Source organism: Streptomyces spinoverrucosus (genome assembly GCF_015712165.1).
GTDB classification, from domain to species: Bacteria; Actinomycetota; Actinomycetes; order Streptomycetales; family Streptomycetaceae; genus Streptomyces; species Streptomyces spinoverrucosus_A.
In genome coordinates, this window is sequence record NZ_JADPZX010000001.1 from 5,285,540 (window position 1) to 5,301,770 (window position 16,231).

Here is a 16,231-nt window from a genome sequence, read left to right on the forward strand (position 1 = left end):
GCGGAGCGATCCGGGAACGGAGTTCTGCGTGGACATCGTCGTCAAGGGCCGCAAGACCGAGGTGCCCGAGCGGTTCCGCAAGCACGTGGCCGAGAAGCTGAAGCTGGACAAGATCCAGAAGCTCGACGGCAAGGTGATCAGCCTCGACGTCGAGGTGTCCAAGGAGCCCAACCCCCGACAGGCCGACCGTTGTGACCGAGTGGAGATCACGCTCCGCTCCCGCGGTCCGGTGATCCGGGCGGAGGCAGCGGCCAGCGATCCGTACGTGGCACTCGACCTGGCCGCGGAGAAGCTGGATGCCCGGCTGCGCAGGCAGCACGACAAGCGTCACACGCGCCGGGGTGTGCGCCGGCTGACGGCAGCCGAGGTCCCCGACCACGTTCCGGGCGCGGCGACGCTCAACGGCAACGGCAACACCTTCCAGGCGGACGAGCCGGAGGGAGTGCCCAAGAAGAAGATCGGCTCGCTGGAAGTGCAGGGCGAAGGCCCCCTCGTGGTCCGCGAGAAGACCCACGTCGCAGCACCTATGACCCTCGACCAGGCGCTCTACGAGATGGAACTGGTCGGGCACGACTTCTATCTGTTCGTCGACTCCGAGACGAAGGAACCGAGTGTCGTCTACCGACGGCACGCATACGACTACGGCGTGATCCACCTCAGGACGGACACGATGGTCACTCAGGCGCCCTCTCCTGAGGCGGGCGGTCCGCTGGGCGGCTGACCTGTTCCGGACGACAGCTGATCCGGGTGCCCCTGGAGTGCGTGTGCGCTCCCAGGGGCACCCGTGTGCGACCACTTCACCCACCGCTTCGTCACCGAAGCGTCGTCCGGGCATGAAATCATGGCCGCAACGGTCCAACGGGTGGGCCGTTGCCTTGGGTTGGCGATGGCGCAGGACCGCAGGCCACAGCCTTCAGGGGGAGGAACGATGGCGGACAGCTTCGGACCGATGCATGACGAGGACGCCGGCGACGGCGTCGTCGGCATGGGCCCGGACGGGGGCTCTTCACGCCAGGAACCCATCCGTGTCCTGGTGGTGGACGACCACGCCCTCTTCCGCCGTGGCCTGGAGATCGTGCTCGCGGCCGAGGAGGACATCCAGGTCGTAGGGGAGGCGGGCGACGGGGCCGAGGCCGTGGAGAAGGCCGCCGACCTGCTGCCCGACATCATCCTGATGGACGTGCGGATGCCGAAGCGGGGCGGGATCGAGGCGTGCACCTCCATCAAGGAGGTGGCGCCCAGCGCCAAGATCATCATGCTGACGATCAGTGACGAGGAAGCCGACCTCTACGACGCCATCAAGGCGGGGGCGACCGGATATCTCCTCAAGGAGATCTCCACGGACGAGGTGGCCACGGCGATTCGCGCGGTGGCCGACGGGCAGTCGCAGATCAGCCCGTCCATGGCGTCGAAACTGCTCACCGAGTTCAAGTCGATGATCCAGCGGACGGACGAGCGGCGGCTGGTGCCCGCGCCGCGGCTGACCGACCGGGAGCTGGAAGTGCTCAAGCTGGTCGCCACGGGGATGAACAACCGGGACATCGCCAAGGAGCTGTTCATCTCCGAGAACACCGTGAAGAACCATGTGCGCAACATCCTGGAGAAGCTGCAGCTGCATTCCAGGATGGAGGCGGTGGTGTACGCGATGCGGGAGAAGATCCTCGAGATCCGGTGACCGTCGGTGACCGTCAGTCGACGGCAAGTCTGAGCGCCTCGGCGAGGGGCTCGCGCAGTTCAGGGGCGTCCACCCGCTCCACGCGCACGTTCGTGCAGTCCACCCAGCTCGCCGCCTCGATCAGGGCCTGAGCCACCGCCGGGACCGCCTTCGGGCCGTCCAGGGTGACCTGCTTGGCCACGAGGGTGCGGCCCTCGCGGGCCGGGTCGACGCGGCCCACGAGGTGGCCGCCGGACAGGACGGGCATCGCGAAGTAGCCGTACACCCGCTTCTGCTTGGGGACGTAGGCCTCCAGGCGGTGGGTGAAGCCGAAGATGCGCTCGGTGCGGGCCCGCTCCCAGATCAGGGAGTCGAAGGGGGACAGCAGTGTGGTGCGGTGGCGGCCGCGCGGAGGTGTCTCCAGGGCCGCCGGGTCCGCCCAGGCCGGCTTGCCCCAGCCCTCGACGGTGACCGGGACCAGGCCCGAGTCGGCGATCACCGCGTCGACCTGGTCGCCCTTGAGACGGTGGTAGTCGGCGATGTCCGCGCGCGTGCCGACGCCGAGCGACTGGCCGGCCAGGCGGACCAGGCGGCGCAGGCATTCGGTGTCGTCGAGTTCGTCGTGCAGCAGGGCTTCCGGGACGGCGCGTTCGGCGAGGTCGTAGACGCGCTTCCAGCCGCGGCGCGCCACGCAGACCACCTCGCCGTACATCAGGGCGCGCTCGACGGCGACCTTCGTGCCCGACCAGTCCCACCACTCGCTGGTGCGCTTGGCGCCGCCCAGTTCCGTGGCCGTCAGGGGGCCCTCTGTGCGGAGCTGCTTGATGACCTGGTCGTAGGTGCCGTCCGGGAGGTCGTGGTTCCACTGGGGGCGGCTGCGGTAGGCGCGGCGGCGGAAGGCGAAGTGGGGCCACTCCTCGATGGGCAGGATGCACGCGGCGTGCGACCAGTACTCGAAGGCGTGCGTGTCGCTCCAGTAGGCGTTCTCGACGGTCTTACGGCCGACCGCGCCCAGGCGGGCGTACGGGACGAGTTCGTGGGAGCGGGCGAGGACCGAGATGGTGTCGAGCTGGATCGCGCCCAGATGGCGGAGTATGCCGCGCACACCGGCCTTGCGGTGGGGCGTGCCGAGGAAGCCCTGAGCGCGCAGGGCGATGCGGCGGGCTTCGGCTGCGGAAAGTTCCGTGGGGCGCGGGGTCGTCATGCCGTCGAACGATAGGGGGTGGGACTGACAGTGCGGGATGAGCTGGGCGTTTGTGAAGGGGGCGCCCGGCACGGGACTCAGGTGGCGGATGCCCGGGCCGGCAGGTACGGCGCCGCCGACGGCAGGCCCAGGTCCGAGGGCAGCAGGGAGCCCACCCAGCAGTCACGGCGTACGCCGTTGTTGTTGAGGGCCGCCCTCAGGGTGCCCTCCAGGGTGAAACCGGCGTTCTCGGCCACCGCGCGGGAGGCGGTGTTGCCCACCTCGGCACGCCACTCCAGACGGTCCACGCACTGGTGGACGAAGGCCCAGCGGGAGGCGGCGCGAGTGGCCTCGGTCATGTAGCCGTTGCCGCGATGCTGCCTGGTCGTCCAGAAGCCGATCTCGCCCACGCCCAGAGAACGCATGGTGATGCCGAGCATGCCGGCCAGTTCCCCGTCCGGGAGGAAGAGGCCGAAGGTGAACATCGAGCGGTTCGCCCAGCCCTCGGGGACGTCGTGCTCGGTGAAGCTCCTGGCGTGCTCGGGCAGGTACGGCGAGGGGATCGTCGTCCAGCGCTGGATGTCGGGGTCCTGGCACGCGGCGTACACGGCGTCGGTGTCGTCCGGGCGCACGGTGCGCAGCCGGAGGCGGGGAGTGGGGATCGTGACGGGCTCCATCGGCCGATTCTGCTTGTCGGGGCAGGCGGCGCGCCATGTCTTTTGCCATGCGTGAGCATGCGATCACGATTCGCACAATTCGTCGGCAAGGCGCGGCACCATCCGGGACCCCCGTCCGTTGTCCTGTGTGGAAGGCAGATCCGAGCAGGTCCACGGCAGTTTTTCGAAGGCAGTTTGAAGGCAGATTCGACACCGAAGTGCGACGGCGCACTGTCGAGGCACGGCAGGCCTCCCGGCGTGGCCGGGTCCTCGCATACGATGGCCGTTGCTCAGTACGTCAGAAGGAAACCGACCGTCCCAGGCCCGACCGGCAAGGAGACCAACCCCCGTGTCCGTCCTCTCGAAGATCATGCGTGCAGGCGAAGGCAAGATCCTGCGCAAGCTGCACCGCATCGCGGACCAGGTCAACTCCATCGAAGAGGACTTCGTCGACCTCTCCGACGCCGAGCTGCGGGCCCTCACCGATGAGTACAAGCAGCGGTACGCCGACGGTGAGAGCCTGGACGACCTGCTGCCCGAGGCGTTCGCCACGGTGCGCGAGGCCGCCAAGCGCGTCCTCGGCCAGCGGCACTACGACGTGCAGGTCATGGGCGGTGCCGCCCTGCACCTCGGCTATGTCGCCGAGATGAAGACCGGCGAGGGCAAGACCCTGGTCGGCACGCTGCCCGCGTATCTGAACGCGCTGTCCGGCGACGGCGTCCACATCATCACGGTCAACGACTACCTGGCCGAGCGCGACTCCGAGATGATGGGCCGCGTCCACAAGTTCCTGGGCCTGAACGTCGGCTGCATCCTGGCCAACATGACGCCGGCCCAGCGCCGCGAGCAGTACGCGTGCGACATCACGTACGGCACGAACAACGAGTTCGGCTTCGACTACCTGCGCGACAACATGGCGTGGTCGAAGGAGGAACTGGTCCAGCGCGGCCACAACTTCGCCATCGTCGACGAGGTCGACTCCATCCTCATCGACGAGGCCCGTACGCCGCTGATCATCTCCGGCCCGGCCGACCAGGCCACCAAGTGGTACGGCGACTTCGCCAAGCTGGTCACGCGCCTCAAGCGCGGTGAGGCCGGCCAGCCGCTCAAGGGCATCGAGGAGACCGGCGACTACGACGTCGACGAGAAGAAGCGCACGGTCGCCATCCACGAGGCCGGTGTCAGCAAGGTCGAGGACTGGCTGGGCATCGACAACCTCTACGAGTCGGTGAACACGCCGCTGGTGGGCTACCTGAACAACGCCATCAAGGCGAAGGAGCTCTTCAAGAAGGACAAGGACTACGTCGTCATCGACGGCGAAGTCATGATCGTCGACGAGCACACCGGACGTATCCTCGCCGGCCGCCGCTACAACGAGGGCATGCACCAGGCGATCGAGGCGAAGGAAGGGGTGCCGATCAAGGACGAGAACCAGACGCTCGCCACGATCACCCTGCAGAACTTCTTCCGCCTCTACGGCAAGCTCTCCGGCATGACCGGTACGGCGATGACCGAGGCCGCCGAGTTCCACCAGATCTACAAGCTCGGCGTGGTCCCGATCCCGACCAACCGGCCGATGGTCCGCAAGGACCAGTCGGACCTGATCTACCGCACCGAGGTCGCCAAGTTCGACGCGGTCGTCGACGACATCGCCGAGAAGCACGACAAGGGCCAGCCGATCCTGGTCGGCACCACCTCGGTCGAGAAGTCCGAGTACCTCTCGCAGCAGCTCAGCAAGCGCGGCATCCAGCACGAGGTGCTCAACGCCAAGCAGCACGACCGTGAGGCGCAGATCGTCGCCCAGGCCGGCCGCAAGGGCGCCGTGACCGTGGCGACCAACATGGCCGGCCGTGGTACGGACATCAAGCTCGGCGGCAACCCCGACGACCTCGCCGAGGCCGAGCTGCGCCAGCGCGGCCTCGACCCCGAGGAGCACATCGAGGAGTGGGCGGCCGCTCTTCCGGCCGCTCTGGAGCGGGCCGAGAAGGCGGTGCGGGCCGAGTTCGAAGAGGTCAAGGAGCTCGGCGGCCTGTATGTGCTGGGCACCGAGCGGCACGAGTCCCGTCGTATCGACAACCAGCTGCGCGGCCGTTCCGGCCGTCAGGGCGACCCGGGCGAGTCCCGCTTCTACCTCTCCCTCGGTGACGACCTGATGCGGCTGTTCAAGGCGCAGATGGTCGAGCGCGTGATGTCGATGGCGAACGTCCCGGACGATGTGCCGATCGAGAACAAGATGGTCACGCGCGCGATCGCGTCGGCCCAGTCGCAGGTCGAGCAGCAGAACTTCGAGACCCGTAAGAACGTCCTGAAGTACGACGAGGTCCTCAACCGGCAGCGTGAGGTCATCTACGGCGAGCGGCGCCGCGTTCTGGAGGGCGAGGACCTGCACGAGCAGGTCCAGCACTTCATGGACGACACGATCGACGCCTATGTCGCCGCGGAGACCGCCGAGGGCTTCGCCGAGGAGTGGGACCTGGACCGGCTGTGGGGTGCCTTCAAGCAGCTCTACCCGGTGAAGGTCACCATCGAGGAGCTGGAGGAGGCGGCCGGTGACCGCGCCGGACTCACCGCCGACTTCATCGCCGAGTCCATCAAGGGCGACGTCCACGAGCAGTACGAGGCGCGTGAGGCGCAGCTCGGCTCCGAGATCATGCGCGAGCTGGAGCGTCGGGTCGTGCTGTCGGTCCTCGACCGCAAGTGGCGCGAGCACCTCTACGAGATGGACTACCTCCAGGAGGGCATCGGCCTGCGCGCGATGGCGCAGAAGGACCCGCTGGTCGAGTACCAGCGCGAGGGCTTCGACATGTTCACCGCGATGATGGACGGCATCAAGGAGGAGTCCGTCGGCTACCTGTTCAACCTGGAGGTTCAGGTCGAGCAGCAGGTCGAGGAGGTCCCCGTCGAGGAGGCCAAGCAGCCGAGCCTGGAGAAGCAGGACGCCGTGCCCGCGCAGGCAGGGTCCCGGCCCGAGATCCGCGCCAAGGGCCTGGAGGCCCCGCAGCGGCGGAACCTGCACTTCACCGCGCCGACGGTGGACGGTGAGGGCGGCACCATCGAAAGCGACTTCAGCGAGGACGGCGAGCCGGTGCGCTCGGCGGCCGACGGCCTCACGCGCGCGGAGCGCCGCAAGCAGGCCAAGAGCGGGCGGCGCCGCAAGAAGTGACGGCGCGGTGCCTGTGGCGCCGTAACGGATGACACGAAGGGCCGGGTCACCTCAGGGTGCTTTCTAGGGGTCGTCGCAACACGTGGTCGTGTTGATCAGGCCGCGAGCAGTTTATGCAGGCGCTCGGCTGGGGTTTCCCAGCCGAGCGTTTTGCGTGGGCGACCGTTGAGTTCGGCGGCCACGGCGTCCAGGTGCTTGCGGGTGTGGACCGAGAGGTCGGTGCCCTTGGGGAAGTACTGCCGCAGCAGGCCGTTGGTGTTCTCGTTGGAGCCTCGCTGCCAGGGGCTGGCCGGGTCGCAGAAGTAGACCGGGATGCCGGTGGCGACGGTGAACGCGCCGTGGGCGCCCATCTCGCTTCCCTGGTCCCAGGTCAGGGACCGTGTGAGGTGCGAGGGCAGGGTCTGGACCGTGGTGACCAGCACGTCCCGGACGCTCTCGGCGCCGTGGTCGCCGGGCAGGTGCAGGAGCATGACGTAGCGGGTGGCGCGCTCGACCAGGGTGCCGATGGCCGACTTACCGTCCTTGCCGATGATGAGGTCGCCTTCCCAGTGGCCGGGCACGGCCCGGTCTTCCGCTTCGGCGGGCCGTTCGCTGATCATCACCATGGGGGTGGAAAACCGTGGCTGGCGCTGCTGGGCCTGGCGACGCGGCTTGCGCCGGGCGCGACCGGTCCGCAGGGCGCGGGCCAGCTCACGGCGCAACTCTCCGCGTCCTTGGACGTAGAGAGCCTGGTAAACCGTCTCGTGGACCACATGCATCTCCGGCCGCTCGGGGAACTGTGCCCGCAGAGCCTGGCAGATCTGCTCCGGACTCCACCGTAGATGCAGGTGGTCCTGGATGAAGTCCCGCAGCTCCCGGCTCAGCTTCACAGGCCCCTGAGCCGTCCGGTCCCCACGAATCTCGAAGTCCATTGCCACCCCTGAACTGGGGTGTTGCAACGACCACTAGAACTGAAGCAGGGTGTCCGGCCCTTCGGCATGGGGTCAGTCGTCGTCCGTGGTGCCCGCACGCCGGCCGCCGAGTTCCACCGCAGTGCAGCGCCAGCGGTGGTCGCGGCCCAGTTCCAGGCGGAAGGCCATGGCGCGCAGGCGCTCGCCGGTGCCGATGCGGGCGAAGGCCTCGATGGCGCCGGGGCGGGGTTCGAAGTAGCCGATGTCGCGGATGACGGGGCGGAGGCCGCGGGCGCGCAGGGGGCCGTGTTCGGCGAGGCGGGCCAGTTCGTCGTAGGCGGGGCCGGCGGTGTGGCGCAGCATCGCGTGGACGGGGCGCCGGCCGCTGAGGACGAGGAGCAGGCGGTCGGCGAAGAGGTCGGTGGGGCGGAGCTGCGGGACGGCGGCGGGCCGCGTGGCGTACGGCGTCGTACGGGTCGGGCCGGCGCCCGGGGCGCGGGGTGGGCTGCCGCCGGGACGGCGCGTGTCGCGGCGGGTGGGGGGACGGGAGGCGGGGTGGCGCTGGGCGGTCCTGGTCATGACCTTGTTCATGGGGATCCCCGTTTCGCTGGGCCCGGCCACATGGTTCGTACCGGGCAGTAACTTGCTGTTGGGGATCTTGTACGGGGCTGGTTCGCGGGGCGGCAAGCCGACGGGGCCGGGGTCGAGGGGCCCGGAAGCTTCACTTATCCGGGTGATCGGCGGGGCCAAAGCCCAGTGGGGGTGCGGGTGGGCCGGGTGAATTTCCGGAGTGGGGTGGACGCCGTCCGGGCTGCGGGGAGGGACTCGAAAGGGGACCCCCGCACGACCCCGCACGTATCCTGAAGGCCCTTCACTCGGGCTTGCGGAGCCCCTCCGACCACGAAAGCGGCCAGCCATGCGCGTCTACGTCCCCCTGACCCTCCCCGGTCTCGCCGAGGCGTACAAGACGGGCGAAGTGGGGGCCGGTCCGTTCGTCGCGTACGCCGTCACGCCCGCGTTGCGCGAGTGGTACCACTCCGACGACATCGAGGAGCTGGAGTACGCGGCGCTGAGCCGGGCCGCGTTGGCCTCGCTGCGGCTGCTCGCGGTGGAGCCCGGGGTGCCGCGGCGGCGGGTCGTGGTCGCCGTCGACGTACCCGACGGGCAGGCGAGCGCCGAGCCCGGGCGGGGGCTGGATCCGGCGGCGTTGGGGGAGGTGCGGGTCGCCGGTGCCGTCGCGTTGGCGAAGGTGGCGTCGGTGCATGTCGACTCGGCGGAGGCGGAAGCGGACGTGGCAGCCGCGGCGGAGGCCTTGCAGGCGGCGGACGCCGGGGACGACGACGCGCAGTTCGTTGTGGACGGGGCCGAGGATCACGAGCTGCTGTGGTTTGCGACGCAGGAGATCCCGAACCTGGTGGGGCTGGGGGACTGACGAGCGCGGGCCCTCGGCGTCGGCGGCGGCCTTGAACTGGTCCGAGCGCCGTGGCCGAGCGCCGGGCGGTATGCCTGCCGTGTTCCCGCGCCGGCCCGAGCGCTACGGCTGTCTGTCGGGCGGTGTGGCGCGTCCCGGTGCCGGCCGGTGCACCGCGCTGGTCCGAGTGGCACGGCGCTGTCTGTCGGGCGTGTGCCGTGTTCCCGTGCTGGTCCGAGTACCACGGCGCTGCCTGTCGGGCGGTGTCCGGCGTCCCGTGCCTGCCCGCGTGCCGTGTTGACCTGGGGGTCTCTTGATTGTCAGTGGGGGCGGGTAACTTTTTGGGCATGGGGATGCAAGGAGCTTCGCACATTGTGTGGGACTGGAACGGCACGCTGTTCCACGACAATGACGCGATCATCGGGGCGACGAACGCGGCGTTCGCCGAGTTGGGGCTGGAGCCGATCACGCTGGAGCAGTACCGGGCGCTGTACTGCGTGCCGGTGCCGAAGTTCTACGAGCGGCTGATGGGGCGGCTGCCGACCGACGCCGAGTGGCTCGTCATGGACGAGACCTTCCATCGGTACTACGCCGAGCACCGGGTGCGGTGCGGGCTGACCGACGGGGTGGAGGAGCTGCTCGTGGACTGGGCGGTGGGCGGGCGCAGTCAGTCGATTCTGAGCATGTACGGGCATGAGGAACTGGTGCCGCTGGTCCGGGGCTTCGGGATCGAGGCGCACTTCATACGGGTCGACGGGCGGACCGGGCCGTCCGGGGGCAGCAAGGCCGAGCACATGGTGCGGCATCTGGCCGCGCTCGCCAGTGTGGACCCGTCTCGCACGGTGGTGATCGGGGACGCCGCGGACGATGCGGTGGCGGCGCGGCATGTGGGAGCCAAGGCCGTGCTCTACACCGGCGGGTCGCACGGGCGGGCCAGCCTGGAGGAGGCGGGGGTGCCGGTGGTGGATTCGCTGGGGGAGGCGGTTGCTCTGGCGGAGGAGATAGCTGCCTGAGCGGGGCGGGGCGGTGCCGGTCTGGGCGCGCGAGTATGGGCGTCCCTGGGTGCGGGCGTCCCAGGTGCAGGTCCCGGCTGCGGCGCGGCGCCCCGTAAGGACGCCGCGCCTGACGGTGGGGGCCTGGGCTCAGGTTGCCGGAGCCTTGGCGCGGAGTACGGTCAGGAACTCGCGCATCCAGGACGGGTGGTCCGGCCAGGCGCGGGACGAGACCAGGGTGCCGTCGACGACCGCCTCGGTGTCCTGGAAGGTCGCGCCGGCTGCCTGCATGTCGAGTTCCAGCGCGGGGTACGCGGTGACGCGGCGGCCGCGGAGACTGTCGATCGCGGCGGTGAGGAGGGGGCCGTGGCAGATCTGGGCCACGGGCTTGTCGGAGTCGAAGAAGGACTTGAGGATCTTGCGGAGTTCGGGGTCGTTGCGGAGGTACTCCGGGGCGCGGCCGCCGGGGATGACCACGGCGACGTACTGGCCGGGGTCGACCTCCGAGAAGGCGAGATCGGCGGGCCAGGTGTAGCCGGGCTTCTCGGTGTAGGTGTCGAAGCCGGGTTCGAAGTCATGGACGACGAACTGGAGCTTCTTGCGGGTGGGGGCGGCGATGTGGACCTCGTAGCCCTCCTCGCGCAGGCGTTGGTAGGGGTAGAGGACTTCCAGGGACTCTGCCGCGTCGCCCGTGAGGATGAGGATCTTGGCGGTCATGGGGGTTGCTCCCCTTTGAGGTGGCTTTGTGGGTGCGTTGGGTTCCACTGCCAACGTGCCTCGGAGCTGCGGCCTTGCCTAGGGGACGCGCCGGGTTTTCGGACGAGCGGCGAACGGTGGGCGGCACAGGTACTGGGTGAGGTCCCCTGTGCAGACTGTCAAAGTTCCACCCCCGGTTTTGTACACATACGGCTCATGACGGGCCCCGGGTAAGGAGCGATAGCCTTGTGGCGTGATCAGCGCGATAGTTCGCGGGGGCCTCGTTGTCCCTGCCCTGCGCCCGGGGAGCATGGGAGACATCCGTGTCCGGGCGGCGGTCGCTGGTCCTCGCGGGCGGGACGGGGCTGTCGAGAGCTCCACGGCGCCGCGCACACCCCGGGAGCGGACGCCGTCGAGAGCAGCGTCACATGCCCCGGGCGCGTGGGAAATGGCTGATAACCCCCCGCCCATCTCACCTTGCGGCATAGCGTCGGAACGGACCGGACACCCCGCGTCACGACGTCGCGTCGGAAGGCCGGAGACCGTACTTCCTTCTACGTCACGCAACGGCGCGCGACAGGAGCCAGAGGACAATGCAGACCAAGCTGGACGAAGCCAAGGCCGAGCTGCTCGATCGGGCCGCCCGGGTAGCTGAGAACAGCCCGGTCGGGGGGCACCTACCGACTGGGACGACGGAGCACGGCACCCCGGACCGGGCCGCCGTACTCGCGTTCCTCCAGCGCTACTACCTGCACACCGCCCCGGAAGACCTCACCGACCGCGACCCGGTCGACGTCTTCGGAGCCGCCTACTCGCACTACCGACTGGCCGAGAACCGCCCCCAGGGCACGGCGAACGTCCGGGTGCACACCCCGACGGTCGAGGAGAACGGCTGGACGTGCAGCCACTCCGTCGTCGAGGTCGTCACCGACGACATGCCGTTCCTGGTCGACTCCGCCACCAACGAGCTGACCCGGCAGGGCCGCGGCATCCACGTCGTCATCCACCCGCAGATGGTGGTGCGCCGCGATGTCACCGGCAAGCTCATCGAGGTGCTCACCACCCCGCCCACCGGTGACCTCCCGCACGACGCGCACGTCGAGTCCTGGATCCACGTCGAGATCGACCGCGAGACCGACCGCTCGGACCTGAAGCAGATCACCGCCGATCTGCTGCGCGTCCTGTCCGACGTCCGCGAGGCCGTCGAGGACTGGGGCAAGATGCGGGACGCGGCGCTGCGGATCGCCGAGGGCCTGCCCGAGGAGCCCATCGCGGGCGATCTGCCGCAGCAGGAGATCGAGGAGGCCCGCGAGCTGCTGCGCTGGCTGGCCGCCGATCACTTCACGTTCCTCGGCTACCGCGAGTACGAGCTGCGCGACGACGACTCCCTCGCCGCCGTCCCCGGCACCGGACTGGGGATACTGCGCGCGGACCCGCACCACGAGGCCGGCGAGAGCCACCCGGTCAGCCCGTCCTTCGAGCGGCTGCCCGCCGACGCCCGCGCCAAGGCGCGCGAGCACAAGCTCCTCGTGCTGACCAAGGCGAACAGCCGCGCGACCGTGCACCGGCCGTCGTATCTGGACTACATCGGCGTCAAGAAGTTCGACGAGCAGGGCAACGTCGTGGGGGAGCGGCGCTTTCTGGGCCTGTTCTCCTCCGCCGCCTACACCGAGTCCGTCCGCCGGGTTCCGGTCATCCGCCGCAAGGTCGACGAGGTGCTGGGCCGCGCCGGGTTCTCGCCCAACAGCCACGATGGGCGCGACCTGCTGCAGATCCTGGAGACGTACCCGCGCGACGAGCTCTTCCAGACGCCGATCGACGAGCTGCAGGCCATCGTCACCTCCGTGCTGTATCTGCAGGAGCGGCGCCGGCTGCGGCTCTACCTGCGCCAGGACGAGTACGGCCGCTACTACTCGGCCCTCGTCTACCTCCCACGCGACCGCTACACCACCGGCGTCCGGCTCAGGATCATCGACATCCTGAAGGAGGAACTCGGCGGCACCAGCGTCGACTTCACCGCCTGGAACACCGAGTCGATCCTCTCCCGGCTGCACTTCGTGGTGCGCGTCCCGCAGGGCACCGAGCTGCCGCAGCTGTCCGACAGCGACAAGGAGCGCATCGAGGCCCGCCTGGTCGAGGCCGCCCGCTCCTGGCTGGACGGGTTCGCCGATGCGCTGAACGCCGAGGTCGGCGAGGAGCGCGCCGCCGAGATGCTGCGCAGCTACCACAACGCGTTCCCCGAGGGCTACAAGGCCGACCACACCCCGCGCGCGGCGGTCGCCGACCTGGGGCACCTCGAGCGGCTCGACGAGGACAACAACTTCGCGCTCAGCCTGTACGAGCCGGTGGGCGCCGGGCCCGACGAGCGCCGCTTCAAGATCTACCGCAAGGGCGACGCCGTCTCCCTGTCCCGCGTGCTGCCGGTGCTCAACCGGCTCGGCGTCGAGGTCATGGACGAGCGGCCGTACGAACTGCGCTGCGCCGACCGCAGCGTCGCCTGGATCTACGACTTCGGCCTGCGCATGCCCAAGGCGCAGACCGGCGCCGACTACCTCGGCGACGACGCCCGTGAGCGGTTCCAGGAGGCGTTCGCCGCCAGCTGGACCGGCAAGGCGGAGAACGACGGCTTCAACGCTCTCGTGCTGAGCGCCGGGCTGACCTGGCGGCAGGCGATGGTGCTGCGGACGTACGCGAAGTACCTGCGCCAGGCGGGGTCGACCTTCAGCCAGGACTACATGGAGGACACCCTCCGCAACAACGTCCACACCACCCGGCTGCTCGTCTCCCTGTTCGAGGCACGGATGTCGCCGGAGCGGCAGCGCGCCGGGCACGAGATCGTGGACGCCCTGCTGGAGGAGCTGGACGCCGCCCTCGACCAGGTCGCGAGCCTCGACGAGGACCGGATCCTGCGGTCCTTCCTCACCGTGATCAAGGCCACCCTGCGGACGAACTTCTTCCAGGAGGCGTGGGGCGGCCAACCGCACGAGTACGTGTCGATGAAGTTCGACCCGCAGGCCATCCCGGATCTGCCGGCGCCGCGCCCGGCGTACGAGATCTGGGTGTACTCGCCGCGCGTGGAGGGCGTGCACCTGCGGTTCGGCAAGGTCGCCCGCGGTGGCCTGCGCTGGTCCGACCGGCGTGAGGACTTCCGCACCGAGATCCTCGGCCTGGTCAAGGCGCAGATGGTGAAGAACACCGTCATCGTGCCGGTCGGCGCCAAGGGCGGCTTCGTCGCCAAGCAGCTGCCGGACCCCTCCGTGGACCGGGACGCGTGGCTGGCGGAGGGCATCGCCAGCTACAAGACGTTCATCTCGGCGCTGCTCGACATCACCGACAACATGGTCGCGGGCGAGGTCGTCCCGCCGCCGGAGGTCGTCCGGCACGACGAGGACGACACGTACCTGGTGGTGGCGGCCGACAAGGGCACGGCGACGTTCTCGGACATCGCCAACGAGGTGGCCGAGTCGTACAACTTCTGGCTCGGCGACGCCTTCGCCTCCGGCGGCAGCGCGGGCTACGACCACAAGGGCATGGGCATCACCGCCCGCGGCGCCTGGGAGTCGGTCAAGCGACACTTCCGTGAGCTGGGCGTGGACACGCAGAGCCAGGACTTCACGGTCGTCGGCATCGGCGACATGTCCGGTGACGTGTTCGGCAACGGCATGCTGCTCAGCGAGCACATCCGGCTGGTCGCCGCCTTCGACCACCGGCACATCTTCATCGACCCGAACCCGGACGCGGCGACCTCGTACGCCGAGCGACGCCGCCTGTTCGAGCTGCCGCGCTCGTCCTGGGCCGACTACAACACCGACCTGCTGTCGGCGGGCGGCGGCGTCTTCCCCCGCACCGCCAAGGCCATCCCGGTCAACGCGCACATCCGCGCCGCCCTCGGCATCGCGGACAAGGTCGCCAAGCTGACCCCTGCCGACCTGATGCGGGCGATCCTCAAGGCGCCGGTGGACCTGCTGTGGAACGGCGGCATCGGTACGTACGTCAAGGCGAGCACGGAGTCCAACGCCGACGTCGGCGACAAGGCGAACGACTCGATCCGCGTCGACGGCGCCGACCTGCGGGTCAGGGTCGTCGGCGAGGGCGGCAACCTGGGCCTGACCCAGCTGGGCCGGATCGAGTTCGCGCACCACGGCGGCAAGGTCAACACCGACGCCATCGACAACAGCGCGGGCGTGGACACCTCCGACCACGAGGTGAACATCAAGATCCTGCTCAACGGCCTGGTCGCCGAGGGCGACATGACCGTCAAGCAGCGCAACAAGCTGCTCGCCGAGATGACCGACGAGGTCGGCCGTCTGGTGCTGCGCAACAACTACGCGCAGAACACGGCGATCGCCAACGCCCTCGCCCAGTCCAAGGACATGCTCCACGCCCAGCAGCGCTTCCTGCGCCACCTGGTGCGCGAGGGCCACCTCGACCGGGCGCTGGAGTTCCTGCCCACCGACCGCCAGATCCGCGAGCGGCTCGCCCAGGGCCAGGGCCTGACCGGCCCGGAGACGGCCGTCCTGCTGGCGTACACGAAGATCACGGTCGCCGAGGAGCTGCTGCACACCTCGCTGCCGGACGACGCGTACCTGCGCGGGCTGCTGCACTGCTACTTCCCGGCCGCGCTGCGCGAGCAGTTCTCCGAGCACATCGACAGCCACCCGCTGCGCCGCGAGATCACCACGACCGTGCTGGTCAACGACACGGTCAACACGGGCGGTACGACGTATCTGCACCGGCTGCGCGAGGAGACCGGCGCCTCGCTGGAGGAGATCGTCCGGGCGCAGACCGCGGCCCGCGTGATCTTCCGCCAGGCGCCGGTGTGGGACGGGGTGGAGGCGCTCGACAACAAGGTCGAGGCCGCCGTCCAGACCCGCATCCGCCTGCACTCGCGCCGACTGGTCGAGCGTGGCACGCGCTGGCTGCTCAACAACCGGCCGCAGCCGCTTGAGCTCGCCGAGACGGTCGACTTCTTCGCCGAGCGCGTCGAGCAGGTCTGGTCGCAGCTGCCCAAGCTGCTGCGCGGCGCGGACCTGGAGTGGTGGCAGAAGATCTACGACGAGCTGACCGCGGCCGGCGTCCCGGACGAACTCGCCACCCCGGTGGCCGGTTTCTCCTCCGCCTTCCCGACGCTCGACATCGTCTCGGTGGCCGACCGCATGGGCAAGGAGCCGATGGACGTCGCCGAGGTCTACTACGACCTCGCTGACCGGCTGACCATCACCCAGCTGATGGACCGTATCAGCGACCTGCCCCGCACCGACCGCTGGCAGTCGATGGCCCGCGCGGCGATCCGCGAGGACCTGTACGCCGCCCACGCGGCCGTCACGGCGGACGTCCTGGCGGTGGGCAACGGCTCGGCGACGCCGGAGCAGCGGTTCAAGGGTTGGGAGCAGAAGAACGCCGCGATCCTGGGACGGGCGCGGACGACGCTGGAGGAGATCCACGGCTCCGACGCGTTCGACCTGGCGAATCTGTCGGTGGCGATGCGGACGATGCGGACGCTGCTGCGGACGCACTCGTGACGCGCTCGTAAGCCTGTACGACACAAAGGGCGCCCCGGGCCGGAAACGGCTCGGGGCGCCCTCG

Annotated in this window: 10 protein-coding genes and 1 pseudogene; 6 read left to right on the plus strand and 5 right to left on the minus strand. The window is 69.5% G+C overall.

Features of this window, described 5'->3' with window-relative positions; translation table 11 throughout:
- The first annotated feature begins 28 nt into the window (after positions 1-28).
- Both hpf and I2W78_RS24020 read left to right on the plus strand, forming a co-directional pair.
- The gene (gene hpf, locus I2W78_RS24015) at positions 29-721 is read left to right on the plus strand and encodes a ribosome hibernation-promoting factor, HPF/YfiA family (protein WP_374222698.1); all 693 of its coding nucleotides are present in this window, start codon (positions 29-31) and stop codon (positions 719-721) included.
- A 207-nt stretch (positions 722-928) separates the two neighbouring features.
- On the plus strand, positions 929-1,675 hold the full coding sequence (locus I2W78_RS24020) for a response regulator (RefSeq protein WP_196462339.1): 747 nt from the start codon (positions 929-931) through the stop codon (positions 1,673-1,675).
- A 13-nt stretch (positions 1,676-1,688) separates the two neighbouring features.
- Here the strand turns inward: I2W78_RS24020 and I2W78_RS24025 are convergent, their stop codons facing one another.
- Positions 1,689-2,858 (minus strand): winged helix-turn-helix domain-containing protein, encoded by a 1,170-nt coding sequence (locus I2W78_RS24025; protein WP_196462340.1) that lies wholly within the window; start codon positions 2,856-2,858, stop codon positions 1,689-1,691.
- Between the two features lie 77 nt (positions 2,859-2,935).
- Entirely contained in the window at positions 2,936-3,514 is a 579-nt protein-coding gene (locus I2W78_RS24030) for a GNAT family N-acetyltransferase (protein WP_196462341.1), read from the minus strand.
- A 328-nt stretch (positions 3,515-3,842) separates the two neighbouring features.
- On the opposite strand from I2W78_RS24030, the gene secA reads away from it, so the two are divergent.
- Positions 3,843-6,656 carry a preprotein translocase subunit SecA gene (secA, locus tag I2W78_RS24035; protein ID WP_196462342.1) on the plus strand — a complete coding sequence of 938 codons (2,814 nt, stop codon included), beginning with the start codon at positions 3,843-3,845 and terminating at the stop codon, positions 6,654-6,656.
- Positions 6,657-6,751: 95 nt separating this feature from the next.
- On the opposite strand, the pseudogene I2W78_RS24040 reads toward secA, so the two are convergent.
- A pseudogene (locus I2W78_RS24040) lies at positions 6,752-7,507 on the minus strand (IS30 family transposase); the annotation flags it as partial.
- Between the two features lie 132 nt (positions 7,508-7,639).
- Positions 7,640-8,137, minus strand: a complete 498-nt coding sequence (locus I2W78_RS24045) for an Rv3235 family protein (RefSeq protein ID WP_196462343.1) — start codon at positions 8,135-8,137, stop codon at positions 7,640-7,642.
- A 325-nt stretch (positions 8,138-8,462) separates the two neighbouring features.
- Between I2W78_RS24045 and I2W78_RS24050 the strand changes: the two genes are divergently transcribed.
- Positions 8,463-8,978, plus strand: a complete 516-nt coding sequence (locus I2W78_RS24050; RefSeq protein WP_196462344.1) for a DUF6912 family protein — start codon at positions 8,463-8,465, stop codon at positions 8,976-8,978.
- 326 nt (positions 8,979-9,304) lie between these two features.
- Complete coding sequence (locus I2W78_RS24055) at positions 9,305-9,970, plus strand: HAD family hydrolase (protein ID WP_196462345.1); 666 nt, start codon at positions 9,305-9,307, stop codon at positions 9,968-9,970.
- 129 nt (positions 9,971-10,099) lie between these two features.
- On the opposite strand, the gene I2W78_RS24060 is transcribed toward I2W78_RS24055, so the two are convergent.
- Positions 10,100-10,666, minus strand: coding sequence for a DJ-1/PfpI family protein (locus I2W78_RS24060; protein ID WP_196462346.1), 567 nt, complete (start codon positions 10,664-10,666; stop codon positions 10,100-10,102).
- Positions 10,667-11,238: 572 nt separating this feature from the next.
- Between I2W78_RS24060 and I2W78_RS24065 the strand changes: the two genes are divergently transcribed.
- Positions 11,239-16,167, plus strand: a complete 4,929-nt coding sequence (locus I2W78_RS24065; protein ID WP_196462347.1) for an NAD-glutamate dehydrogenase — start codon at positions 11,239-11,241, stop codon at positions 16,165-16,167.
- The last annotated feature ends 64 nt before the right edge of the window (positions 16,168-16,231 follow it).